The 25,936-nt window shown below is 53.3% G+C and carries 22 protein-coding genes and 1 tRNA gene; 15 read left to right on the top strand and 8 right to left on the bottom strand.

Annotated features, from left to right (window positions below; genetic code table 11):
* Window positions 1-75: 75 nt before the first annotated feature.
* The 11 genes from EL386_RS06675 (at window position 76) to pnp (ending at window position 13,063) form a co-directional block, all read left to right on the top strand.
* Window positions 76-2,046: a sensor histidine kinase gene (locus EL386_RS06675; RefSeq protein ID WP_126454638.1), complete on the top strand. Its 1,971-nt coding sequence runs from the start codon at window positions 76-78 to the stop codon at window positions 2,044-2,046.
* The gene (locus tag EL386_RS06680) at window positions 2,033-3,400 is read left to right on the top strand and encodes a sigma-54-dependent transcriptional regulator (protein ID WP_232020256.1); all 1,368 of its coding nucleotides are present in this window, start codon (window positions 2,033-2,035) and stop codon (window positions 3,398-3,400) included. Before EL386_RS06675 ends, EL386_RS06680 begins: the two co-directional genes overlap by 14 nt.
* 249 nt (window positions 3,401-3,649) lie before the next feature.
* Window positions 3,650-4,114, top strand: a complete 465-nt coding sequence (locus EL386_RS06685) for a DsrE family protein (protein ID WP_126454640.1) — start codon at window positions 3,650-3,652, stop codon at window positions 4,112-4,114.
* Window positions 4,115-4,211: 97 nt separating this feature from the next.
* Window positions 4,212-4,288 (top strand) — tRNA-Met (locus tag EL386_RS06690).
* A 379-nt stretch (window positions 4,289-4,667) separates the two neighbouring features.
* On the top strand, window positions 4,668-5,126 hold the full coding sequence (gene rimP, locus EL386_RS06695) for a ribosome maturation factor RimP (RefSeq protein WP_126454642.1): 459 nt from the start codon (window positions 4,668-4,670) through the stop codon (window positions 5,124-5,126).
* A gap of 30 nt (window positions 5,127-5,156) precedes the next feature.
* Window positions 5,157-6,656, top strand: coding sequence for a transcription termination factor NusA (nusA, locus tag EL386_RS06700; protein WP_126454644.1), 1,500 nt, complete (start codon window positions 5,157-5,159; stop codon window positions 6,654-6,656).
* Between the two features lie 43 nt (window positions 6,657-6,699).
* Window positions 6,700-9,228: a translation initiation factor IF-2 gene (infB, locus tag EL386_RS06705; protein ID WP_126454646.1), complete on the top strand. Its 2,529-nt coding sequence runs from the start codon at window positions 6,700-6,702 to the stop codon at window positions 9,226-9,228.
* A 51-nt stretch (window positions 9,229-9,279) separates the two neighbouring features.
* Window positions 9,280-9,642 (top strand): 30S ribosome-binding factor RbfA, encoded by a 363-nt coding sequence (gene rbfA, locus EL386_RS06710; protein ID WP_126454648.1) that lies wholly within the window; start codon window positions 9,280-9,282, stop codon window positions 9,640-9,642.
* A gap of 6 nt (window positions 9,643-9,648) precedes the next feature.
* A complete protein-coding gene (gene truB, locus EL386_RS06715; RefSeq protein ID WP_126454650.1) occupies window positions 9,649-10,566 on the top strand; it encodes a tRNA pseudouridine(55) synthase TruB in 918 nt (305 codons plus the stop codon).
* 95 nt (window positions 10,567-10,661) lie between these two features.
* The gene (gene rpsO / locus EL386_RS06720; protein WP_126454652.1) at window positions 10,662-10,931 is read left to right on the top strand and encodes a 30S ribosomal protein S15; all 270 of its coding nucleotides are present in this window, start codon (window positions 10,662-10,664) and stop codon (window positions 10,929-10,931) included.
* 47 nt (window positions 10,932-10,978) lie between these two features.
* Entirely contained in the window at window positions 10,979-13,063 is a 2,085-nt protein-coding gene (gene pnp, locus EL386_RS06725) for a polyribonucleotide nucleotidyltransferase (protein ID WP_126454654.1), read from the top strand.
* 79 nt (window positions 13,064-13,142) lie between these two features.
* On the opposite strand, the gene EL386_RS06730 is transcribed toward pnp, so the two are convergent.
* Entirely contained in the window at window positions 13,143-14,468 is a 1,326-nt protein-coding gene (locus EL386_RS06730) for an SPOR domain-containing protein (protein WP_126454656.1), read from the bottom strand.
* Here EL386_RS06730 and EL386_RS06735 point away from each other — a divergent pair.
* Both EL386_RS06735 and mnmC read left to right on the top strand, forming a co-directional pair.
* A complete protein-coding gene (locus EL386_RS06735; RefSeq protein ID WP_126454658.1) occupies window positions 14,467-15,072 on the top strand; it encodes a tetratricopeptide repeat protein in 606 nt (201 codons plus the stop codon). The two genes, EL386_RS06730 and EL386_RS06735, sit on opposite strands and share 2 nt — an antisense overlap.
* Window positions 15,073-15,114: 42 nt before the next feature.
* Window positions 15,115-17,079: a bifunctional tRNA (5-methylaminomethyl-2-thiouridine)(34)-methyltransferase MnmC2/FAD-dependent 5-carboxymethylaminomethyl-2-thiouridine(34) oxidoreductase MnmC1 gene (gene mnmC, locus EL386_RS06740; RefSeq protein WP_126454660.1), complete on the top strand. Its 1,965-nt coding sequence runs from the start codon at window positions 15,115-15,117 to the stop codon at window positions 17,077-17,079.
* Between the two features lie 22 nt (window positions 17,080-17,101).
* Here the strand turns inward: mnmC and EL386_RS06745 are convergent, their stop codons facing one another.
* From EL386_RS06745 to dksA, 4 genes are all read right to left on the bottom strand, one after another.
* Window positions 17,102-18,637 (bottom strand): sensor histidine kinase, encoded by a 1,536-nt coding sequence (locus tag EL386_RS06745; RefSeq protein ID WP_126454662.1) that lies wholly within the window; start codon window positions 18,635-18,637, stop codon window positions 17,102-17,104.
* Window positions 18,638-18,873: 236 nt separating this feature from the next.
* On the bottom strand, window positions 18,874-19,305 hold the full coding sequence (locus EL386_RS06750) for a hypothetical protein (protein ID WP_232020257.1): 432 nt from the start codon (window positions 19,303-19,305) through the stop codon (window positions 18,874-18,876).
* Window positions 19,306-19,317: 12 nt separating this feature from the next.
* A complete protein-coding gene (gene gluQRS, locus EL386_RS06755) occupies window positions 19,318-20,262 on the bottom strand; it encodes a tRNA glutamyl-Q(34) synthetase GluQRS (RefSeq protein ID WP_126454664.1) in 945 nt (314 codons plus the stop codon).
* Between the two features lie 72 nt (window positions 20,263-20,334).
* On the bottom strand, window positions 20,335-20,787 hold the full coding sequence (dksA, locus tag EL386_RS06760) for an RNA polymerase-binding protein DksA (RefSeq protein ID WP_420856732.1): 453 nt from the start codon (window positions 20,785-20,787) through the stop codon (window positions 20,335-20,337).
* Between the two features lie 341 nt (window positions 20,788-21,128).
* Between dksA and EL386_RS06765 the strand changes: the two genes are divergently transcribed.
* A complete protein-coding gene (locus EL386_RS06765) occupies window positions 21,129-21,890 on the top strand; it encodes an HAD family hydrolase (RefSeq protein ID WP_126454666.1) in 762 nt (253 codons plus the stop codon).
* 10 nt (window positions 21,891-21,900) lie between these two features.
* Window positions 21,901-23,073, top strand: a complete 1,173-nt coding sequence (locus EL386_RS06770; protein ID WP_126454668.1) for a pyridoxal phosphate-dependent aminotransferase — start codon at window positions 21,901-21,903, stop codon at window positions 23,071-23,073.
* Between the two features lie 262 nt (window positions 23,074-23,335).
* On the opposite strand, the gene cysZ is transcribed toward EL386_RS06770, so the two are convergent.
* From cysZ to queF, 3 genes are all read right to left on the bottom strand, one after another.
* Entirely contained in the window at window positions 23,336-24,070 is a 735-nt protein-coding gene (gene cysZ / locus EL386_RS06775; protein WP_126454670.1) for a sulfate transporter CysZ, read from the bottom strand.
* A gap of 59 nt (window positions 24,071-24,129) precedes the next feature.
* Window positions 24,130-25,428 (bottom strand): FGGY-family carbohydrate kinase, encoded by a 1,299-nt coding sequence (locus tag EL386_RS06780; protein WP_232020258.1) that lies wholly within the window; start codon window positions 25,426-25,428, stop codon window positions 24,130-24,132.
* Between the two features lie 85 nt (window positions 25,429-25,513).
* Complete coding sequence (gene queF, locus EL386_RS06785; protein WP_126454672.1) at window positions 25,514-25,903, bottom strand: preQ(1) synthase; 390 nt, start codon at window positions 25,901-25,903, stop codon at window positions 25,514-25,516.
* Between the last annotated feature and the right edge of the window lie 33 nt (window positions 25,904-25,936).

Consider the following 25,936-nt stretch of genomic DNA (forward strand, 5'->3'; position numbering starts at 1 on the left):
AAATAAAAAAACCTGTGACAGCAAGAGAGAGTGTGCTAGGATTCTGCAAACTGCAACGTTTTCAGGAAGAGAGACATGCCGCTACGCCAAAAACTATTTCTCATCCTTGGCGTGATGACCCTGGTGCCATTACTCATCCTGCAATTCGGTGTCGTCGAACAAATCGAAGTCGATCTGGAACGACGTATTGCCGCAGAATTGCAGGGGAAATTGAGCAAGATGGGGGTCGAACTCGATACCCTGATTGAGAACCAGATGGCGCTTGCCGCCGGGCTTGCCGAAGCACCGGTTCTGCAGGATTTCAGCCATATATCCGTGGACGGTGATGATAGTCACTACGATGACATGGCCCTCGCCGTTCAGGATTTTTTCTATAACTACCAGCAACGGGTCAGGAATATTCAGGCCTTACGTTTCATGGACAGCAAGGGTAAGACCCTGGTCAAGGTCAAGGAAGGCCATCCTGTTATACCGCAACTGTATGACGATGAACGTGAGCGTTACTTTGTGGCTGACCAGTCAAACCGTCCATTTTACAAAGCGGCAGTAAAAGACTCCGGCCGGGTATACGTATCTGACTTTGAACTTGGGCAGGTACAAAAAGATGCTGACTTCTGTCCGTCAATGATGCGTTACTCTGTACCTATACGTAATGGCCTGAATGAAGTTGAAGGCATGGTGATCCTTAATATGTGGGGCACCCGTATCGATGAGGCTGTCAAGGCTGCGATCAGCGGTTATACCGGTAAGGCCTATATCGTTGAAGTAAATGATAAACCGCATCGCGATGGTATTTACCTGTTCCATGAAGATAATAAACAACGCTTCGCCAATCAATTGGGAACGAATTACCGTTTCTCTACTGACCTGGGTGAGAAACCCTGGCAGCGGATCAGGAATGCATTGGCGCCGGGTTATATGCTCATGGATGATGGGCGTATGTTCTTCTATCAGCACTATTCTCCTTACCAGGACAAACGATCTTCATGGGTACTGATAATTGAAACCTCTTACGACGAGGTGTTTGCACCCATTAAAAAAATTCGTTCAACGATCTGGTTATTAGTGGCGGTATTGTTGTTGCTTAGCCTGATGATGGCGCGCTGGGTCGCCTCGCGGATGGCAAGGCCGGTGCAGGACCTGGCGCAGACGATAACCCGTTATGCCGATGGCGAAAGTAGTGCGCGCTATCGGGATAAGGAGCGCATTGACGAGATTGGTATTGTTGGCAAGGCCTTTAATTATCTGTGTAGTACGCTTGAACGCACGCGCGATGAGCGTGATAAGGCAGTTCAGTCAGTTTGCCAGTCGGAAAGGCTGGCCGCCGTCGGGCAGATGGCTGCTGGCATCGGGCATGAGATCAATAACCCCTTAATGAATATTATGTCATTGGCAAAGTTGATTGAGGAAGCTGTTGCGGAATACGATGACGCGGAAATCAAGGCTGATTTGAAAACCTTGCAGGAAGAAGGTGGGCGTTGCGCAAGGATTGTTCAGGGGATTCTGAAATTTGCCCGTGCCAGCGAACCCAGTTACGAAAGTTTCCAGCTTGGTGTCTTAATGCATGACACGATCAGGTTGCTACGTCACCGTGCCGATGCGGCCTCACTGAAGATTGAGACTGATATCGAAGAGGGTATTGACATGCAGGGCGACCCCAATCAGCTGCAACAAGTGTTTGTAAACGTCATCCTTAATGCGATTCATGCCTCTTATACGGGAGGCATGATCAAGGTTATGGTTTGCCGTAAAGGTGAGAAAGCCCGTGTCGAAATTTCTGATCAGGGTAAAGGTATCCCGGAACAGGAGATGCCCCGGGTATTCAATCCATTTTATTCCACTAAGCCGGAAGGCCAGGGCACCGGGCTGGGGTTGGCAGTGAGTTACGGCATTATTAATAAGCACGGCGGCCATATTAGTATCGAAAGCGAGATAGAAGAAGGTACCTGTGTACGCATTGACTTACCCCTGGTAGGTATGCCAGCCGAGAGTATTGAAAAAGACGAATTAAAAACAATGAGGGAGTTAAAACGTGCAGGCGGATAGTATAAAAATTTTATTTGTCGATGATGATCCGGTTACCTGCAAGGTTATGCAACGCCAGTGTGGCAAGGTCGGTTATGATTGCCGTGTTTTCCAGTCGCCACTTGAGTGTCTGGACAAATTCGCCAGTTCGGGTGCCGATATTGTTGTAACCGATTTGCGCATGCCTGAAATGAATGGTTTTGACCTGCTTACCGAGTTGCGAAATATTGATCCAGAGATACCGGTAATGGTCATGACCGGGCATTCCTCGGTTGAAAATGCCGTCGAGGCCATGAAGCGCGGTGCGGCCGACTTTATTAAAAAGCCTTTTGATTTTGACGAGTTCAAGTTAACCCTTGAACGTACCATTGAGGCACAGCGACTAAAGAAGGAAAATAAATTACTCAAGAAACGCCTGCGTCGTTCGGGTAACCGCTTTGGTATGATTGGTGACAGTCCGATAATGCGTTCACTCTTTACCAAGATCGAGAAAGTCGCCGAGGTAAGTTGTAACGTTATCATTACGGGTGAATCCGGTACGGGTAAGGAACTGGTTGCCCATGCCTTGCACGAGTATAGCCCACGTAAAGATTGCCCACTGGTGGTGATTGATTGCGGGGCGTTGACCGAGACGCTGCTTGAATCTGAACTATTTGGCCATGAAAAGGGGGCCTTTACCGGGGCCAACCAGCGTAAACAGGGCCTCATGGAGCAAGCCAGTGGCGGGACCTTGTTCTTTGACGAGGTGTGTAACATCTCTGACACCATGCAGATGAAACTCATGCGAGCGATCGAAGATCAACGTGTCACCCGTGTTGGTGGCACCAAGTCGACAGCAATCGACCTGCGCATTGTCGCGGCGACCAACCGCAACCTGGAGTCTCTGGTCGAAGATGGTAGTTTTCGCCATGATTTCTACCATCGCCTCAACGTCGTCAACATACGTGTACCGTCACTGGACGAACGGCGCGAGGATATCCCGTCACTGGTCGAGTATTTCGTTGAGGATTTTGTCACCAAGTACAACCGTAATGTTAGTGGTTTCGACAGCCTCTCCATGAAACGTCTTTGTGATGCACCCTGGCCGGGCAATATACGTGAGCTACGCAATACCATTGAGCGTTGCGTGATCCTCTCTGATGGGCCTGTACTGACCTGGGCAGAGGACATGGCCGAGGTAGAAGACACGGCCGTCTTTAGTGAAGGTTTCTTCGATGGTTCGAGTTTTGTGACCCTCGACGAGTTGGAAGAGGCCTATATCAGCCACGTCTTAAGCCATGCCAAGGGTAAAAAGACCTATGCTGCACAAATCCTTGGCATTGACAAAACTACCCTGTGGCGAAAACTGAAAAAGGCGAACGGGGCCCCTCACTGAGGGGTGTATTTTACAACTATTAGTGGCTGAAACATTGCAAAATGCACCAAAATTATTTCTGTTGTGAATAAACTTATAATCACAAAACTATTATAACAACTTGAAATAAAAGGAATAATAAGCCCTTGCGCTGGGGGCGAACTCATGGAATAGTATTTGCACCGTTATCGGTGCTACGTTATCGGAGCTATAAAATGATTACAAGACAACAATATTGTTGATTTGGGAAACGAGAGAGGAGAAGTAATAATGATTACAATTAAAAAGACCCTGACACTTGCTGCCGCCGGTGTTGTTGCTGTCGCCCTGACCGGTTGTGCCGGTACTGCAGAGCGCGGTGCCGCGAAGAACGGTTATCAAAAGCAGAAAGTGGTTTACCACATGAATGACCTTCAGAAGGGCTATGCGGGTCTGCGTAACATGAAGAACCATCTGAATGCTCTTGGTGACGAGAACCTGGAGGCCATTATGGTCTTCCATAGCTCCGGTGGTTTTGTCCTGGTTGATGGCAAGAAAGACAAGAAGGGTCACACCTTTGGTGATGAGATCCAGGCACTGGCCAACCGTGGCGTGAAGTTTGCCCTGTGTGCCAACACGGTTCGCGGTAAGAAGATTCCGAAAGACAAGATCAACCTGAATGCAGAAATTGTCCCTTCAGGCGTTGCCGAAGTGGCCGAACTGCAGTACAAGGGCTACGTATACATCAAGCCTTAAGTCGTCTTATACGGCTGAAAACCGGGCCTTATGGCCCGGTTTTTTTATGCCTGCCCTTGCGTAGCGCGGTGCAAGCCAGTAGTATACGCGCCACTGATGCGGGGTGGAGCAGTCTGGCAGCTCGTCGGGCTCATAACCCGAAGGTCGTAGGTTCGAATCCTGCCCCCGCTACCAATTATTACATTGCCACTAAAGCGCATGAGCTGCCACGCAATTTTACAGTGGGTCAATGGTGCTTGTTTGGACAAAAAAAAGCCTCTCTTAGAGGCTTTTTTTTGTCCCTATAGCCCGGCCATAAATGTGTAACTTGCTGAATATTATATAAATATAATGACAGGTCTGGCTCGGTACAGGCATAACACGGGCGTGCCCGGCTAAATGTGATGAAATCTACGCCGCTCGCGGCTAAACCCGTGATGGTACTAGCGTTTTACAGGCCACGAGGCTATAATCTAGCCCGCTTCTGAGAGGCCTGCGCGGTCTCCTGAAGGCGATGTATATATAAGAGTGGGCCTAGCGCCCACTTTTTGTTTCCGGAAGGAAGGCAGAGAGTATGAGCCAGCAAGCAACACGCGTGGCGGAGTTAATCGAGCCGTCACTGATGGCACTGGGCTACGAGTTGGTTGGGGTGGAATACCTGCCACAGGGCAAGCACTCGATATTAAGGGTGTATATCGACCATGAAGACGGTATTTGTGTCGAGGACTGTGAGCAGGCGAGTCGGCAGATCAGCGGTGTGCTGGATGTCGAGGACCCTATCGCCGGGCAGTTTGTGCTTGAGGTCTCGTCACCGGGAATGGACAGGCCTTTGTTCAAGGCTGAACACTATGCACGTTTTAGTGGTGAACTGGCAGAGATAAGATTGCGTACACCACGTCAGGGCCAGCGTAAATTTACCGGGCGGCTGGCGGGTGTAGAGAACGACTGTGTGTTGCTGGAGTTGGAAAATGGCGAGCAGGTGGACCTGCCCATTAACGATATCGAGCGCGCGCGTTTAAAGCCGGCGTGGTAGGCCGGGTATATTGAGTTAGAGGCAGAGGATATGTCGAAAGAAATTTTATTGGTCGTTGATGCCGTTTCAAATGAAAAGGGCGTTGAGAAGGATGTTATTTTCCAGGCGATCGAAGCTGCATTGGCAACAGCCACCAAGAAGCGCCATGAAGGCGATATCGATGTGCGCGTGGATATTGACCGTGAGACAGGTGAGTATGAAACCTTTCGTCGTTGGACGGTGATAGCCGACGAAGACTTCGATGTTGAAATTGCCAACCAGATCCTGACTGTCGATGAGGCTAAGGAATATAAGCCGGATGCTGTAGTCGGTGACATCATCGAAGAGCAATTGGAAAACGTAGAGTTTGGTCGTATCGCTGCACAAACTGCCAAGCAGGTTATTATGCAGAAGGTGCGCGAGGCCGAGCGTGCCCAGGTTGTTGATGCGTATAAAAATCGTGTTGGCGAACTGGTTAACGGTATCGTCAAACGTGTTGAGCGCGGCAATGTGATTCTTGACCTGGGTAATAATGCCGAGGCACTGATCGCACGCGAAGAAATGATTCCGCGTGAGCCGGTACGCAGTGGTGACCGTTTGCGTGGTTATCTTTATGAGGTACGTTCAGAGCCGCGTGGTCCACAGTTGTTTATTTCACGCGTGTGCCCTGAGTTCCTTATCGAATTATTCAAGCTGGAAGTGCCGGAAGTCGGTGACCAGTTGATCGATATCATTTCTGCCGCCCGTGACCCCGGTCTGCGCGCCAAGATTGCGGTTCGCAGTAATGACCAGCGTATTGACCCGGTGGGTGCCTGTGTAGGAATGCGTGGTTCACGCGTGCAGGCCGTGTCGGGTGAGATTGCCGGTGAGCGTGTAGATATCATCCTTTGGGATGACAACGCAGCACAGTATGTGATTAACGCGATGTCTCCGGCAGAAGTGCAGTCGATCGTGATCGATGAAGATTCACACAGTATGGATGTTGCCGTTGATGAAGATCAGCTCTCCCAGGCCATTGGTCGTGGTGGTCAAAACGTGCGTCTCGCCAGTGAGTTAACTGGCTGGGAACTGAATGTAATGACCGAGGCACAGGCTGAAGAAAAGAACGAAGCCGAAGCAGGCAAGGTACAGGCATCGTTTGCCGAACAACTTGATGTTGATGAAGAAGTGGCTGCCATCCTGGTGCAGGAAGGTTTCACTACCATTGAAGAAGTTGCCTATGTGCCCATGGAAGAAATGCTCGAAATCGAAGAGTTCGATGAAGAGATAGTTCAGGAGCTGCGTAACCGTGCCAAGGATGTCATGCTGACACGTGCCATTGCCTCAGAGGAATTACTGGGTGATGCAAAACCGGCAGATGACCTGTTGAACATGGAAGGAATGGATGAAGGCCTGGCTTACACCCTGGCAAGCAAGAAGATAATTACCATGGAAGACCTCGCCGAACAGTCGATTGATGAATTAATGGAAATCGAAGGTATGGACGAGGAACGTGCGGGTGCCTTGATCATGAAGGCACGCGAACCATGGTTTGCCGAAGCAGAAGAGTAATTAAAGAATTAAGCTGAGTATTCACAGCAGAGAGTGACAATTAATGTCAGATGTTACAGTTAAACAGTTAGCCGAAGTAATTGGTATTACCGTGGATCGCCTGATTTCCCAATTGGAAGAAGCGGGTTTACCCATGAAAGGCATCGATGACACGATAAGTGATGATGAGAAAGTAAAGCTACTGAGTCATTTGCGTCGCGCGCATGGTAAGGCCGAAGATGCCGGCGATACGGATATTGCCGAACCGAAGAAGATTACCCTGAAACGACGCACGGTTAGCGAACTGCGCCAGAAGAGCAGTGGTCCGGGCAAATCGTCAAAAACGGTTAACGTCGAAGTGCGTAAAAAGCGTACCTATGTGAAACGCAGCGTGGTTCAGGCGGAAGAACAGGCCAAACTCGATGAGCAGGCCAAGGCCGAAGAGGAAGCACTTCGCCTGGAACAAGAGGCCCGTCAGGCAGCGGAAGACGCGGTCGCACGCGAGGAGTCGGAACGCAAAAAGGCCGAAGATGAGGCCGCCGCCGTATTAAAGGCTGAAGAGGATGTTCGCGTCCAGGCTGAACAGGAAGAAGGCGCGCGCCTTGAGGCGGAAAGAAAGGCGACAGCCGAGGCCTCTGCAGATGAAACGCGCAAGCAGGCCGCCAAGGGACGTGCGGATAAGGAAAAAGAGTCTTCTGCCAAGACCAAGTACGGCCGCAAAGAATTACATGTCGCGGGTGACAAGTCCGGGCGCCGCAAGAAGAAGTCCAGAGGCCGTTCACGTGTGACCTCGGCAGGTGGTGAACACGCCTTTGAAAGACCAACCGAACAGGTTGTCCATGAAGTTTCTATCCCTGAAACCATTTCAGTGGGTGATCTTGCCCAACGCATGAAGGTCAAGGCCGGTGAAGTCATCAAGGTCATGATGAAGATGGGTAGTATGGTTACCATCAACCAGGTGCTCGATCGCGATACCGCGACTATCGTTGTAGAAGAGATGGGTCATATTCCGAAGATGTTTAGTGAGAACGCCATCGAGGAAGAGATGATTGCGACTGTCACTGGCCAGGTTGAGGGTGAGAAGATCTCACGCGCGCCGGTAGTGACGATCATGGGTCACGTTGACCATGGTAAAACCTCCTTGCTTGATTACATTCGCCGCACCAAGGTGGCCTCTGGTGAGGCCGGTGGCATTACCCAGCATATTGGTGCCTATCACGTCGAAACCGACAAGGGCATGATCACCTTCCTTGATACCCCAGGCCATGCCGCCTTTACCGCCATGCGTGCGCGTGGTGCCAAGGTTACCGATATTGTCGTGGTTGTCGTCGCCGCCGATGATGGTGTGATGCCACAGACCCGGGAAGCCATTCAGCATGCCCGCGCCTCTGGCGTGAGCATGATTATTGCCATCAATAAAATGGACAAGGAAGGCGCGGATCCAAAACGTGTTTCTCAGGAGCTGGTCGCTGAAGAAGTTGTGCCTGAGGCCTGGGGTGGCGACGTCATGTTTGTTGAGGTCTCTGCGCAGACGGGTCTGGGTATTGATGCATTGCTGGATGCGATTTTATTGCAGGCCGAAGTGCTTGAACTGTCTGCCGTCAAAGATTGCCCGGCTACAGGCGTGGTTGTGGAATCACGCCTGGATAAGGGGCGCGGTACGGTTGCGACCATCCTGGTGCAGAACGGTACCCTTAAGAAAGGTGATTTCCTGCTTACCGGTAGTGAATATGGCCGCGTTCGCGCCATGCTCGATGAGAACGGCCAGTCGATTGACGAGGCCGGGCCATCTATCCCGGTCGAGATCCTGGGTCTTTCCGGTACACCGAATGCCGGTGACGATGTACTCGTGGTTGAAAACGAGCGTAAGGCGCGTGAAGTGGCTGCATTCCGCCATGGCAAGGTACGTGACACCAAGCTGGCGCGCCAGCAGGCGGCCAAACTTGAAAATATGTTCACACACATGGAAGGTGGTGAGGTTACCGATCTCAATATCGTCCTTAAGGCCGATGTGCGTGGTTCTGTTGAAGCACTGTGTGACGCACTGACTGATCTGTCCAACGAAGAAGTCAGGGTCAAGATCGTTTCCAGCGGTGTCGGTGGCATTAACGAATCCGATGCGCAGTTGGCACTGGCCTCCGGTGCCATCATGATCGGCTTCAATGTACGTGCTGATGGCACGGCAAAGAGACTGATCGCCGATGAGGATATTGATCTGCATTACTATAGCGTTATTTATGACGCTATTGATGAGATCAAGGCTGCCATCCTCGGTATGCTCAAGCCCATATATAAAGATGAGATCATCGGCCTGGCCGAGGTGCGTGATGTATTCCGCTCCAGCAAACTCGGTGCCATTGCCGGTTGTATGGTGACGGAGGGTACCATCAAGCGTAGCAGCCCGATCCGCGTATTGCGTGATGAGGTAGTGGTTTACGAAGGCGAACTGGAGTCTTTACGTCGTCATAAGGATGATGTCAATGAAGTGAAGTCTGGTACCGAGTGTGGTATCGGCGTGAAGAACTACAATGACGTCAAGCCGGGTGATCAGATCGAAGTCTTTGAACGGATACTGGTACAGCGCGAACTTTAATCGTGCTGTTTCTTTCAGATAACCGTAATAACGTATTGCGAGTCATTCTCCATGCCTAGAGAATATGCGCGTAGCCAAAGGGTTGCCGATCAGATTCAACGCGAACTTGCCCAAATTGTGCAACGTGAGTTGAATGACCCACGCCTGGGCCTGATTAGCATCTCTGCGGTCAAACTCAGTCGCGATCTCGCCTATGCGCAAGTCTATGTCAGCAGTTTTTCAGATAAGGATCATGCTGAAATCATCAAGGCCCTGAGTAAGGCGGGCGGTTTCCTGCGCCACCAACTCGGCAAGGCCATGCGTCTGCGCGTGGTGCCGGAGCTCAAATTCATTTATGACGACACCGTAGAGAAGGGTGTCAGCATGTCCCAACTGATCGACGACGCGATCTCGCAAGAGCGCGACGAGGAATAATCATTCATGCGTAGGAAGAATCGTGGCCGCAATATCAGCGGCATCGTTCTGCTCGACAAGCCGCTTGGCCTGAGCTCCAACAAGGCCTTGCAGGAAGTCAAAAACCTGTTTTTTGCCCGTAAGGCCGGCCACACCGGCAGCCTCGACCCGCTGGCCAGTGGCCTGCTGGCGCTCTGCTTCGGTGAGGCGACCAAGATCTCGAATTTCCTGTTTGATGCCAATAAACACTACCGCGCCACCGGCAAACTTGGCGAAATCACCACCACCGGCGATGCCGAGGGTGAGGTAATCGAGAGCCGGCCGGTGCCGGAGCTGGATGTGGCCAGGCTCGAGGCCGTGCTGGAGCAGTTCAAGGGTGAAATCAGCCAGGTGCCGCCGATGTACTCGGCCCTCAAACACAAGGGTGAGCCACTGTATAAGCTGGCCCGCCAGGGTATCGAGATCGAGCGTGAGCCCCGCCAGGTGACGATTTATTCCCTGTCACTGATTGAGCTGACCGCGGATAGCTTCACCATCGACATCGAGTGCTCGCGTGGCACGTATATCCGCACACTGGTTGAAGATATTGGCAAGGCGCTGGGTTGTGGGGCCTACGTCACCGCCTTGCGTCGCACCGGGCTGGGACCGTTTGATGAGGCCGATATGGTGACCCTCGATACCCTGAAGGCCGTCTATGAGCAGGACAAGACCCAACTCAAGCAGTTTCTGAGGCCCACCAGCAGTGCCCTGGAGGACTGGCCGGAGGTCAATCTGACCGAGGATATGGCCTTTTACATGCGCCAGGGCCAGCCAGTCATCGTCCCACATGCCCCCACCGAGGGCTGGGTACGGCTGAATGTGGGGGGTGAGCGCTTCCTCGGCATGGGGCAAATCCTCGATGATGGGCGTGTTGCACCCAAACGCCTGCTGGGTGAGGGTGCCTAAGTGGTAAAAGTCGAATTTTTCCTTGTTATATAAAGGCCTGCGGTTTAAAATACGCGCCTTTGAAATACAGTTTTGACCCGGGTCAGGAGTAATAAATGAGCATCAGCACTGAACAGAAAGGACAGATTGTCCAGGATTACAAGCGTGACGAAACCGACACAGGTTCGCCTGAAGTACAGATAGCCATTCTGTCTGCACGCATTAACGATTTGTCAGGCCACTTTAAAGAACACATCCACGATCACCATTCCCGTCAGGGTCTGCTGAAAATGGTTAACAAACGTCGTAAGTTGCTGGACTACATCAAGCGCAAGGACGTCAACCGTTACCGTGAACTCATTTCAAGCCTTGGCTTGAGAAAATAAGCTTAACTTCACGTCAGATAACAAGAATCCAAGCGTAAGGAATCCCAGTGACTTCTATCAAGAAATCCTTTCAGTATGGCGAACATACTGTCACCATCGAAACCGGTGAAATCGCACGACAGGCAAGTGGCGCCGTTATGGTTAGCATGGGCGACACCGTCGTGCTGGTTACCGCCGTGGCAAGAAAAGAGGCCGACGCAGGACGTGACTTCTTCCCGCTCACCGTTAACTATCAGGAACGTACCTATGCCGCCGGTGTTATTCCAGGTGGCTTCTTCCGTCGCGAAGGTCGTCCGAGTGAAAAGGAAACATTGACCAGTCGCCTGATCGACCGTCCGATTCGTCCGCTGTTCCCGAAGGGTTTCTATAACGAAGTTCAGGTGATCCCAACCGTTGTCTCGATCGACCCGGATATTGACCCGGATATTCCGGCTATGATCGGTACCTCCGCAGCGCTGGCGCTTTCTGGTGCGCCATTTAACGGCCCGATTGGTGCCGCGCGCGTGGGTTACAAAGACGGTGAATACCTGCTGAATCCTGGCTACGCAGCACTTGAAGAATCTGATCTTAATCTGGTCGTTGCCGGTACCAAGGGTGCCGTGCTGATGGTGGAATCAGAAGCCAACGGCCTGTCTGAAGACGTGATGCTGGGTGCCGTGATGTTCGGTCACGAACAGCTGCAGATCGTTATCGATACCATTGTGGAATTCGCCAGGGAAGCCGGTAAAGCGGCCTGGGAATGGACGGCCCCGGAGAAAGACACGGCCCTGCATGACAAGGTCGCTGAAGTGGCTACCGCCGGTCTGACCGAGGCTTACCAGATCGCAGAAAAGCTGGCGCGTTACAACAAGGTTGATGAGGCGCGTAGTGCCGCCATTGCCGCGGTTGCCAGTGATGATGGCTGGAGTGCCGATGACGTGCGCGGTGCCTTCTCATCACTTGAGAAGAAGATCGTTCGTAGCCGTATCCTTGATGGTTACCCACGTATCGATGGTCGTGATACCCGCACGGTGCGCCCGATTACTGTTCGTGTTGGTGTGCTGCCGCGTACGCATGGTTCCGCCCTGTTTACACGTGGTGAAACCCAGGCGCTGGTCGTGACCACCTTGGGTACGCAACGTGATGCGCAGATCATTGATGCCCTGGAAGGTACGCGTAAAGAACCTTTCATGCTGCACTATAACTTCCCTCCATACAGTGTTAACGAAACCGGCCGTGTCGGTAGCCCGGGTCGTCGCGAAATCGGCCACGGTCGTCTCGCCAAACGTGGTGTGCTGGGTGTGATGCCGAACATGGAGGAGTATCCTTACTCTGTCCGTGTGGTGTCGGAAATTACTGAATCAAACGGTTCAAGCTCAATGGCCTCTGTATGTGGGTCGAGTCTGGCCATGATGGACGCGGGTGTACCACTGAAGGCACCGGTTGCCGGTATCGCCATGGGTCTTATCCTTGAAGGCGACAAGTTTGCCGTACTGACCGATATCCTCGGTGATGAAGATCACCTTGGTGATATGGACTTCAAGGTTGCCGGTTCGAAAGACGGTATTACCGCACTGCAGATGGATATCAAGATCGAGGGTATCAACCGCGATATCATGCATGCGGCCCTTGAGCAGGCACTCGAAGCGCGTCTGCATATCCTCGATGAAATGAACAAGGTGCTCGATGCGCCACGTCAGGAGCTGTCTGACTATGCACCGCGCATCATGACCTTCAAGATCAACCCGGACAAGATCCGCGATGTAATCGGCAAGGGTGGCGCAACCATTCGTGCCATTACTGAAGAAACCGGTACCAGCATCGATCTTACTGACGATGGTGTCGTCAAGGTCTCTTCAACGGATAACGCCGCCGCACAGGAAGCCCGTCGCCGCATTGAGCAGCTGACAGCCGATGTTGAGGTGGGCACGATCTACGAAGGCAAGGTCGCCAAGATCATGGACTTCGGTGCCTTTGTTACCATCCTGCCGGGTAAAGACGGCCTGGTGCACATTTCGCAGATATCTGATGAGCGTGTTGAGAACGTTGGCGACAAGCTCAGCGAGGGTGACATCATCAAGGTCAAGGTGCTTGAGGTCGACAGACAGGGCCGTATCCGCCTGAGCATGAAGGCCGTTACTGAAGAAGCCTAAGGCTCATTCAGTAATACTAAAAAAGGAGCCAGCAGGCTCCTTTTTTATTGGGATGGATGATCGGTTTTACATTCACCCATCATTTCCTCTCCTCAAACTGCTTGATCGAGGCAAAGGATCGAATCCACGGTTGCCACGAGCGTAAGACCTCCGGCAATGCGTCTAATGCGCGTTTGGCATCATTGAAGCTGGCAAAACTACCATAGACAATGGCGTACCATATCTGGCCGTTATGCCTGGAGGTAATTTTCGCCAGTTTGTCCGTTAACTGGATATCTTGCATGCGAGCATCAACCAGGCGTTTCTCGATACTGGCGGCAAGCTGAATCGTATAGTAGTTAGCCGGTTGTCCTTGCAGCCAATCCGGAGAACTTCCTGTTTCCTCTATGGTATCGATATCCGGCGGGCCAAGTAATTCATCAGCTTTTGTTTCTATGTCTGGCACAGGGGCAGGGGCTGGTGGTTGTGCTTGCTCGACACCGGCAGTGGGGGGCGCCTGGCCGGCGAGCAGCGTATCGAACCTTATAGTAATAGACGGTGGGTTAGCTAACGCATCGTCCTCGGTTTCTAGGTCTGATACAGAGACAGGTCTTGGTTTTTGCTCGACCACCACACTGGCGAACAGAGTGTCGAGCGTTATAGTAATAGGCGGTGGGTTAGTTAACGCATCGTCCTCTGTTTCTACGTCTGGCACCGGGGCAGGCGCTGGTGGTTGTTCCACCACCGTAGCGGGTGCCAGGCTGGCGGACTGAGTATTGAGCGTTATAGTAGTAGCCGATGGCTTAGCTAACGCATCGTCCTCTGTTTCAATGTCTGACACCGGGGCAGGCGTTGGTGGTTGTTCCACCACCGTAGCGGGTGCCAGGTTGGCGGACTGAGTATTGAGCGTTACAGTAGTAGCCGATGGCTTAGCTAACGCATCGTTTTCTGTTTCAATGTCTGGCACCGAGGCAGGCGTTGGTGGTTGTTCCACAACCGTAGCGGGCGCCAGGCCGGCGGACAGGGTATCGAGTCGCTTGCGTGCTTCTTCACGCCCCTGTTTCGCGGCGGCCAGCAGCCAGCGACGTGCCTCATCGAGGTCTTTTTCGACGCCGAAGCCCTGTTCATACATGATGCCGAGGTTATACTGCGCCTGGGCCGAGCCGAGCATGGCTGCGCGTGTGAACCACTTCACAGCCTGCACATCGTCCCGTTGGTTACCCTCTCCGTAGGCATACATGGCGCCTACCAGGGTCTGGGCGAGGGGGTTATCCTGCTCGGCCAGCGGCAGCCAGAGTGCCAGGGCACGGGAGAAATCCTTTTTATTATAGGCGGTTACGCCATCACGGAAATCGTCGGCAAGCAGGTGCAGGGGGACAAGGCAGGTGCAGAGACTGAGCAAAAGTCCGGTAAATATCGAACGCATGGGCTGTAAAATCCTGGGGCATGGCCGTTATAGAGTTTACACGGTAACGGATTCTGCCAGTCAGGTGAAGATGACCCTATTCCTCACAATTTATTTCCTCGGCCACCGCGTGCCGACACTGTTGTTGATGCTCATGCTGTCAATGTTACTGTTTGGCGGCCAGGCCCGTGCCGAGAGCATCGATAATGCGGTGGCCGCACTCGATAGCGGTCAATATCTGGCGGCGCGGGAGGGTTTGGAGGCACTGGCCAAACGCGGCAATAGCGATGCCCAGACCCTGCTCGGTATCATGTACAGCGAGGGCAGGGGCATTACACGCGATATTCACCAGGCCCGTCAGTGGCTGTCGCGTGCCGCCCACCAGGGCAGCGACGACGCCCAGTTCCTGCTCGGCCTGAGTTACCTTGGTGGTTATGGCCAGGCCCGGGGTAAAAGCGGGCAAAACGACCCCACCAAGGCGCGTATCTGGTTACGTCGTTCCGCGCATAACGGTAATGCCCTGGCGCAAGGCTTCCTTGTCAGCGCCTATAAAAATGGCTGGTTTGGTTCAAAGGATCAGCAACGCGCCAGTTACTGGCAGGGGCGTCTGCGCGACGTTAATTAATCTCTAGACCCGCCAAGGGCGACATGCGGTATATTGTCACGCATGAAGCACGCCGATATCCAATGGCAGCAAGGCCAGCCCGTTAGTACCGATTTTGATGACATCTACTTCTCGCGCGAAGGGGGGCTGGAAGAAACAGAGTATGTCTTCATGCGACAAAATGGCCTGCCTGAACGCTGGCAGGGTGTTGAGGACTTTGTGATCGCCGAGACCGGTTTTGGCACCGGCCTGAATTTCCTCACCACCGTACAGCACTGGTTGGCAAAGGCAGATGTCAGCTCACCCACAGGTGCCTGCCTGCACTATCTCTCCATCGAGAAGTTCCCCCTAAGCAAGCCGGACCTTGAGCAGGCATTGGCTTGCTGGCCGGCACTTGACGCTGTCTCGGCGCAACTAATTGAAAACTACCCGCCAGCCGTTAAAGGCTTTCACCATATTCCCTTATTCGGGCAGCGAGTGGTGCTAAGCCTGATATTCGGTGACGCGCAGGAACAACTGCCCAACCTTCACGCCGCTGTCGATGCATGGTACCTGGATGGTTTTGCACCGGACAAGAACCCGGACATGTGGACGACGGCAGTCTTCAGACAGATTGCACGGCTCAGCAAGCCAGGCACAAGCTTTAGTACCTTCACGGCGGCGGGTGTTGTACGCCGGGGTTTACAGGCGGCCGGTTTCGAGGTCGAGAAGGTGAAAGGCTTCGGTAAGAAACGCGAAATGCTGCGTGGTGTAGTAACTGAACAGCATGAAGCCAAAGATTCAGCACCCTGGTTCGCCTTGCCGCGGCTGGGCCGGAAGGCTGAAGGCAATAAACACGCCGTGGTCATTGGTGCCGGTATCGCCGGTGTCCGCACGGCCTGGTCGCTGGCCAAACGTGGCTGGCGGGTGGACATCATCGAACGCCAGGCTGCGATGGCGCAGGGGGGTTCCGGAAATCCCCAGGGTATCGTCATGCCGCGCATCAGTCTTGGTGATAGTGCCGAGAGTGAATTTTATGACACGGCCTTTTTCAAGGCCGTGCGTGAACTTAACCGGCTAAAACAGCAATACCCTGAACTGCGCTGGCAACAGGGTGGTGTATTGCAGTTAGCCAGTTCACAGCGGGTCAGACAGCAAATCGAAAGGCTGGATTGTGCGCCGGAACTGGCGCAGGCGATCAGTGCTGAGCAGGCCAGCGAGATCGCCGGCGTCGAGGTGACCATGCCGGCCCTGTATTTTCCGCAGGCCGGCTGGCTCGACCCGGTGCAGTCTTGTCAGCTGTTGTTGTGCGATGCCGGGGATAATGTTCGCCTGCATACCCATAGCGATGTTACCTCGATGCAGTATGTTGACGGTGCATGGCAGTTGCTGGATGCCGAGCAGTCCCTCATCCTAAACGCGGAGACGGTGATCCTGGCCAATGCCAGTGCCGTCAGCCAATTTTCGCAGACAGCCTTTTTGCCAATAGGGCATGCCCGTGGGCAGATCAGTGTTATCCCGGCAAGCATGCACAGCAAAGCATTACGCTGTGCCATCTGTCATGAAGGTTATATCCTGCCGGCGACCCGTGGTGAGCATGTTATCGGTGCCAGTTTTCTTGCCGGCGATGACAGTGTTGCGCCCCGGCACGAAGAAGATGAGGAAAATATCCGCCAGTTACAGCAATCCCTGCCAGGCCTGTTTGCGAAACAAATACCTATTGCCGATCATCGTGCGGCACTGCGGGCCACCACGACAGACAGGTTGCCACTGCTCGGCCCGGTGGCGGATGAAGGCTTCTTTGCCGAGCACTACCATGACCTGCACAAGGGCAAAGCGGCCGCGCAATACCCGGCGGCTAAATACCTTGATGGTCTGTATGTCAATGCCGGACACGGTGCACGCGGCCTGACCTCGGCCTTCCTTGCGGCGGAGGTGATTGCCAGCCAGGTAAATCATGAGCCATTGGCGGTGTCAGAATCAATCTGGCAGGTGTTGAGTCCGTCACGCTTGCAAATTAGGGGGTTCAGAAAAGGACCTGGCAGCTGATAGTGATTACAGGCATCTCAATCTAGTCAATCACCGCTAATTCGAAATAAAAACATGTACCATTGTCTAGCGATTCGAAATCAAGTGTACCGTGGTGTTCCTCAATGATGTGCTTGGCGATATTCAGGCCGAGTCCGGTACCTGCTATTTTTCGACTGGAGCTGTTATCTGCCTGGGTGAAACTGTCAAAGATACGTTCTTTCAGGTTGCCCGGGATGCCATCACCATGATCCGTAATACTCACCCGAACATGATTAGCCCGGCGAGTTATCTGTATTTCCACAGTATCCTCATCGGCGCCGTACTTGGCAGCGTTGGATAGCAGGTTTGTCAGCACCTGGATGAGGCGATTTTCATCGGCGTGGATTAAGGCCCCAGGGGCCTGATTGTGGATCTCGAATACCGTGCCCAGCTGGTTTCCATAATCACGGTTACATGCAACGGCGCGTTCCACCAGAGCATCCAGTTCAGTATTTATCATTTGATACTGTAGTTTCCCGGCCTCGATTTTTTGCAAATCCAGGATATCGTTAACGAGTGTCGACAGGCGCTCACAGTTCTGCATAGCGATGCCGGCTATCTCTCGCGTCTTGTCCGATATGTCGCCGGTTACGCCGCCCAGAATTAACCCGAGTGAACCGCGAATCGAAGTCAGTGGGGTACGCAATTCATGACTGACCACGGACAGAAATTCATCTTTATGGCCTTCGGCAATAGCGCGACGTCGTTCCTCGCGGCGCAGATAGATCAGCATGATGCTGCAGATAATGGCAAACATCAGGTAAATCAATAAGGATTGCTTAACGAGGTTTCTCTGGTTATTGATAAACAGGTTTTCGATAGAAACATCCATTGCCTGCCAACTGGTTCCGGCCACATCTTCCGTGGACAGGATGCGTCGTTTTTCATCTTCGTTAAGGCGATAGTCCAGGCGATCCAGGTTTATCCGTGGCCCACTGGCTGTGACTTCGATAAGGTTATCTCCTTCGGGGTACACAAGCATTAACTGGTGGCCGGGAACCTGTGCGTTGGCAATCATACTGGTCAGCATATTGGCATCAAAGCTGATAAATAGAATGGCTTGTTTCAGATGTGCCATAACATCGAAGTGATATACCTCAGAATGAGGATGAATACGGGGTTGGTAGTTATGTTGACTGGAGAAATACTGTATGTCCTGTTCACACAATTCACCAACCAGACCATCAAAATCTTCGAACGCAGGTCTGCCATTTTCATCGGTCACAGTGAAGGCAAAGTGCTGCGGGAAGTAGCGACTTATTTCTTTTTGCAGTTTATCGATAAGTGCGTCTTTCTCCTCTGTTGTTGCCTGCAGGATCTTTCTGATGGTTTCGGCGTTGTCTTCGGAAAACACTCTCACCAGGCGGTTACGCTCTTTGACGAATCTTGACACCTGGTGAGACAGGCCCGTTACGGCATCATCAGCTATCGTCTGATGGTAGTGCACAAAGTCCTGATGACGCGTATAACCTAGCCACACAATGACCAGGCCAGCCAGTGTTAATACTATCAGGACGAACGTCGAGTATTTTTTCATTGTTATGCTAGTTGGTATCTGCAAACGGCGACGTTATTTCGCGTAGTATAGCGCAGATCAATGATCACGCGAATTCAACCATTTGGTTAAAGTGGATAAATCGCTATAGTTATGATGGTTTTCCGCGTTGCGGAAACTACGAGAAAAGCATAGGGGGAGGCTGCATACAGACATCCTCTCCGATAAATAATTCAGAATTGCTGGGAATATTCTTAATCTATGAGACTTCGGCAATACTAGCAAAAACGGTGCAGGAGTTTCTTCCAGCGACTCGGTGGCGTGGTTGCCGCCTCGAGGTCGATAGGTTTTAGCTGCGAGAGCACCCATTTGGGTAACGGCGGGTTGTCGCTGAAACCACAGACGCCGCCGAGGTTGTTGGGGTCGTAGATCTTGACGAACGCAGGCGCATCCGGGTTATCAACATAGACAATGCCGCAATAGTCTTCCTCGTGGTTATCGCGCAGTTGCTTGTCGGCGTGTTGCATAAATTGTTCAAGTTCAATGGCGGGCAGGGGGCTTGCCGGTGGGTGTTCATCGGTCGTGTAGACATACCACTGGCCCTGGTTGTGTCGGCGCAGGGTATCCCAGAATTGTGTCAGGTCATCCCAGCCCTTGATGCCGCGAAAGTAGCCCCTGAAGGACTGCATGTAGTCGGGTGAGTCACTCATAAGCGTGCCTGCCTAGTTATTAATGGGGGGTAGTATAGAGGAGTCCTGCTCATCTGCCGCAGGTATTTGTCGTGTCGCCGGCAGCTTGGCCAGTGACCAGTGCTGGATGGCCCATTGCCAGAGGTCATCCAGCGTGCTGTCAGCGGCGTCCCCGGGGACCTGTTGACCAAGAAAGTTCAGTGCCTTGATGAGTTGCGGGCGTGGCTCCTGGTCATCAATGGCCGTGGCAAAGGTTTGTTTACTGAGCTTTTCCCCCGCGGCATTAACGGCAATGGGTAGGTGCAGGTACGTTGGGGTGTGATAGCCGAGTTTTTGTTGCAGCCAGATTTGGCGCGGCGTCGACTCGAGCAGATCGCTGCCACGCACGACCTCGGTAATGCCTTGTTCGGCATCATCGACAACCACGGCAAGTTGGTAGGCAAACAGGCTATCGGCACGCCTGATGACAAAGTCACCCAGGTCACGGAACAGGTATTGTGTGATCTCACCCTGCAACAGATCATGAAAGCTGATAACGGCATCATCGAGGCGGGTGCGGATGGCGTTTACTTTTTTGCCTTCAGCGAGACCCTTGCGGCAGGTCCCGGGATAAATTGGTCCTTCACTGCCCGGCCTTGCTATGGCGGCGATCTCGCTACGGCTACAGGCGCAGGGATAACAGGCGTTCATGGCCTCAAGCTGTTCGAGGGCTATGTTGTATGCCGTGTCACGTTGGCTCTGGTACATGACCTCGCCATCCCAAACCATGCCATAACGCTCAAGTGTTTTGAGTATCTGGCTATCGGCACCTTTAACACAGCGTGGCCGATCCAGGTCTTCCATGCGTACCAGCCATTGACCTTGTTGATGACGGGCCTGCAGGTAACTGCCGACGGCGGCGACCAGTGAACCGAAGTGCAGGGGGCCGGTGGGCGAGGGGGCGAAGCGGCCACGGTAGTCTCTAGGATATTGGCTCATACAGGTGTCCCACATAAACAAAAATGGCGAGAAATCCTCTCGCCATTTTTTATGTTACGGCTGCCGTCGGAACTAACCCATTTGCTTTTCGCGAATTTCATCCAGGGTCTTACAGTCGATGCAAAGGTTGGCCGTCGGACGGGCCTCGAGGCGACGTACCCCTATTTCGACACCGCAAATCTCGCAGTAACCGTATTCATCATTGCTGAGCATGTCGATCGACTCATCGATCTTTTTGATCAGCTTGCGTTCACGGTCACGGGCACGCAGCTCAAGGGCGAATTCAGTTTCCTGCGAGGCGCGGTCGTTCGGGTCGGGGAAGTTGGCGGCCTCATCCTGCATATGGTGGACGGTACGATCGACTTCCTGCATCAGGTCATCCTTCCACATATTGAGGATATTGCGGAAGTGCGCAACCTGATTCGGGTTCATGTACTCTTCACCCTTTTTCAGCTTGTAGGCATCGCCATAGAGCGGCTGTACACCGCCGGAAGCCTGGGCCTTTTTGGCCGGGGCCTTTTTCACGACCGCTTTCTTGCTAGCGGCCTTTTTCGTCGCAGTTTTCTTCGCGACGGCCTTTTTTGCAGGTGTTTTCTTGGTGACAGCCTTCTTGCTGGCTGCCTTCTTTGCCGTTTTCTTCTTTGTGGGCATGTACTTACATCCTGTGGTGCTGCTTGGGTTTGAAAAATCAAGCCGGAATATATACCAAAATCCGGCGCTTGGGGCAAACTATCTTCGCCTTGTCGGGATTCAGCATTATTGACCCGGTCCGGGCGGGACGCCGCCAGGCCCCTGTAGGGCCTGAAATTCCCGGGTAGGATGGTATGATAGGCGCCGTTTTTTCGCCTGAGAAGTGAGGATAAATTGTGGCAAAACTGGAAGCCCTGATTTTCGATGTGGACGGCACCCTCGCCGACACTGAACGAGACGGCCACCGCGTGGCCTTTAACCTGGCCTTCGCCGAGGCCGGCCTCGACTGGCACTGGTCGGTCGAGCTGTATGAAAAGTTATTGAGCGTCACCGGTGGTAAGGAGCGTATCCGCTACTACCTGGAGAATTTCAATACCGATTTCACGCTGCCGGAAAATGATGTCGAGTTCATTGCCGGCCTGCACCAGTCCAAGACCGCACACTACACGGCAATGCTGGAGGCGGGGGCCATTCCGCTGCGTTCAGGTGTGAAGCGCTTATTAGACGAGGCGCGTGCGACCGGCCTGCGCCTGGCGATTGCGACCACGACCACGCCGATCAACGTCCAGGCCCTGCTTGAACACACACTCGGCAAGGAGTCACTGGACTGGTTCGAGGTGATCGCCGCCGGTGATATCGTGCCGGCGAAAAAGCCGGCCCCGGATATCTATGATTATGCACTGCAGAAGATGGGCCTGGATGCGAATGTCTGCATGGCCTTCGAGGACTCAGAAAACGGCATTAAATCCTCAATGGGGGCAAAGCTGCGCACGATTGTTGCGATCAATGACTATACCCGCGATCATGACTTCAACGGCGCGCTACTGGTACTCGACCAGCTCGGTGAACCGGAACAGCCATTTCAGGTGCTCGCCGGTGATGCCTATGGGGCAAAGTACGTCGATGTGGCACTGATACGTAAACTGATGCAGGACTAAAGTCATCGGCATGAGTAAAAAATTACACATCGCGGCACGCATGCATGACATCCAGCCGTTTCACGTCATGGCCCTGCTGGGGCGGGCACGTGAACTGGAGGCGCAGGGTCGCGATATCGTGCACATGGAGATCGGCGAGCCGGACTTTATCACCGCACAACCGATCATCGATGCCGGGGTCAAGGCCTTGCAGGCCGGGCAGACACATTACACACCATCGCTGGGTTTGCCCGCCTTGCGTGAGGCGATCAGCGCATTTTACAAACAGCGTTATAACCAGGATGTGCCGGCACGTCGAATTGTCATTACCCCCGGTGCCTCGGGTGCCCTGCAATTGATCTTCAGTGCCCTGATTAATCCGGGTGACAGTGTTGTCATGGCCGACCCGGGTTATCCCTGTAATCGTCATTTCGTACGTTTGAATGAAGGTGAGACGATTGGTGTGCCGGTCAATGCCGATAGTGACTATCAGCTCACGGCTGACTTACTGAAACAATACTGGGCGACAAATACCGTCGCCGCGATGCTGGCCTCGCCCTCAAACCCGACCGGTACGATTGTTAATGAAGCCTCCTTGCAGGCCATGCATGCAGTTAGCCAGGCGCGTGGTGGAAATTTGATTGTTGATGAGATCTATCACGGCCTCGTCTACGACCAGGACATAAGTACGGCACTAAAGATTTCCGCCGATGATGTCTTCGTGATTAACAGCTTTTCTAAATATTTTGGCATGACCGGCTGGCGTGTCGGCTGGCTGGTCGCGCCGGAGGGTTATATCGATGCCATCGATCGCCTGGCACAGAACGTCTTCCTGGCGGCCTCGACCCCGGCACAATATGCGGCACTGGCGGCCTTTCAGCCGGAAACCATGGAGATACTTGAGCAACGTCGGGCAGCCTTTGCCGAACGGCGAGATTATCTCCTGCCTGCTTTGCGCGAACTGGGTTTTGATATTCCGGTGACCCCGCAGGGGGCCTTTTACCTGTATGCCAATTGCAGCCGCTTCACGGATGACAGTTACAGGTTTGCCGGTCGGTTGCTGGAAGAGGCCGGCGTCGCCATCACACCGGGGATCGATTTCGGTTCACACCGGCCCGAACAGCATGTGCGCTTTGCCTACACGACCTCGCTGGAATATCTGCAAAAGGGCGTCGAGCGGATTAAGAGATTTTTGGGCGAATGAATGTGCAAGTAGTGGGATCGAGTATTTAACGCAAAGGTCGCAGAGACGCAGAGTACGCGGAGAAATTCAAAAACGAAATATAAATTGTGCAGATCAGGCTAATAATAACAAAGGGGGTAATTTAACTTATCCGTGTGTTATTTTATCTCGTTTTACACCAAGCTAGAATTGTCGAAAGTTATATTTTGCAAGTTTTTACTTTGCGACCTCTGCGTCTCTGCGACCTTTGCGTTAAATTAACTGAATAACAACTTCTCAAAAATCATTCAACCTTAAGTTTCTCAACCGCCATGGCCGTCGCGCCGGCGACGGCCGTCGGCATGACAAAGAAATTCAATACCGGTATCGACATGGCCAACATGACACTGCCGCCAAAACCAAAACTCATAAATCGTCGTTGCCGGAGGCGGCGGCGTAATTCGGCAAAAGAGATGTTGCGGTTGCTCATCGGATAATCGGTATATTCCACTGCCATCACCCAGGCGATCATGAGCATCCATAAAAACGGCGCGATGAAATTCACCACCGGGATAATAAACAGGATCAAAAACGGGATCGTGATGAGAATATAGTAGGCCATCTTTTTTAATTCGGCGAGCAGGATGGGGATAACATTTTTTAAGACGGCCTTCCAGTTACTATTGCTCTCGGGCAGTTCACCCGTCAGATGTTTTTCTACCGCCGCGGCCAGTAGACTATTAAACGGCGCGCCTATCAGGTTGGCGACCAGAGTAAAGGTAAAGAAGACGATGATCAGGCTGGTGATAAAAAATATTGGGATCAATATCCAGCGCAACCAACTGAGCCAGCCGTTTTCTGCCGGTGCGAGGTAGTTGACGAGGTCCATGAACTCGCCATAACCAAATAAGATCAGGCTGGCAAACAAGAGAATATTAATTGTTAAGGGAATGAGAACATACAGGCGGATGCCGGGTTTGCCGATCAGACCGAGGCCGCGAATAAAATAACCGATGCCCTGTGCTGCATTTGTGATCATGTTGATACCTTGTCTGTCTTTATCGTAAAACGATTATCTGGAATAGTTATTTCAATAGTCTATCGAATTTTATCGAGTCCTGCCCGCGCCAGTCGCGCCGCACCACAGGCCGCCTCTTCAAAGTCGGCATCGAGCATGGGTACGGTCAGGTGGCGTGCGCGGATGGCCTGCCAGACCGAATTTTTTGCGCCGCCACCAACACTGCGCAGAGAGACTGGCCAGGGTGCCCCCAGTTCATGCAGGCGGTGATAGCCACGCGCCTCGATCGCCGCTATGCCGTCTAACAGACCGTGCAGGAATGCGACATCATCATCAGGACGGGGCTCGAGACAGCCCTGCATGTCCGGGTCGTTGATGGGAAAGCGTTCGCCCCTCGCGGGTAGCGGATAGTAGTCGAGCGGGCAGTCCGCCTGTGGGTCGATGTCCCGGCTGAGTTCGACCAGCTCCGCGTCACTGAAAAATTGCCGTAGCACGCTGCCGCCGCTGTTCGAGGCCCCGCCGACCAGCCACTGCTCGCCGATACGATGGCTGTAAATCCCATATTGCGGGGCAAACACGGGCCGGTCGCTGAGTACCTTCAGGACCAGGGTCGAGCCCAGCGTGGTGACCGCCTCGCCGACCTCGTGCGCCCCAGAGGCCAGGAAGGAGGCGGTACTGTCTGTGGTACCGGCGATGACCTGGCAGTCGGCTGGCAGGCCGAATGCCGCGGCGATCGGCGGACTGACGGTAGCAACCGGGCTGCCGACGGGCATCACCTCGGGGAGGCAGTCCCCAAGGGAGTCGAGTTGAGGCAGCTCCAGGGCCATCAGCCAGTCGGGCCACTGACGGTTTATCGGGTCATAGCCGAGTTTGAGGGCATTGTTTTCATCACTGAAGCCATAACGGCCACAGAAGTGACCCAGCAGCCAGTCGGCCTGGTGCAGGGCGATAAACGGGTCCTCGGGGGGTTCATTGGCCAGTAACCAGAGCAGCTTGGCAAGGCTGCTGGAGGGGCTGTGCACGGCGGCCCCTTGTGGGGCGATAGTGGCGAGATAAGCCGCCTCTTCGCGGGCCCGGCTGTCGTGATACATGAGCGCCGGGCAAAGGGGTTGGCCCTGGGGGCTGCTGAGTAACAGGGTCGAGGACGTGCCATCAATGGCCAGGGCGGCGACCTCGCCGGCTGGGGCCTGTGTAAAGAGTTCTCGCAAGGCTTTTTCACAGGCCTGCCACCATAGCTGTGGGTTCTGTTCGAAGCCGAGGGCAGTGCTCAGGGGCGCAGGCAGGGCGGCGCACGCCATGGCCTGGCATTGGCCTTGTTCGTCGAGCACGGCGGCCCGACAGGCCGTGGTGCCGAGATCAATGCCGAGCGTGAGGGACAAAACGAAAAGGGCTGATTTTGCCTGAGAAGTTAATTAATTCCATTAATAAAACTCCTCAAGCAATTGATTATTAAGAAGACAGGTATTAGGGGAGCTGTACCAGCTCCGGTGCCTGCCAGTTATCGGCCCGGTGTTCGGCAACGACCGTGGTGTAGATCCCGCCGCGGACATTGAATTCCGCCGTCAGGCGCATGAAGCGCGGTGCACAGGCCCTGACCAGGTCATCGAGGATGCGATTGGTCACGGCCTCGTGAAAGGCGCCTTCTTCACGAAAGCTCCAGGTGTAGAGTTTCAATGATTTCAATTCGATACAGTGATCTTGTGGGATGTACTCGATAGTCAGGGTGGCAAAATCCGGCTGCCCGGTCTTCGGACACAGGCAAGTGAATTCGGGCACATCGATGCGGATGGTGTAGTCCCGGCCGACCTGCGGATTATCGAAAGTTTCAAGTTCTTTAGTAGGTTGTGTGTTCATGGTGCGAAAGATACCGGAAGCAGGATGCGGCTG

It is taken from the genome of Sulfuriflexus mobilis (genome assembly GCF_003967195.1).
Lineage (GTDB): Bacteria > Pseudomonadota > Gammaproteobacteria > AKS1 > AKS1 > Sulfuriflexus > Sulfuriflexus mobilis.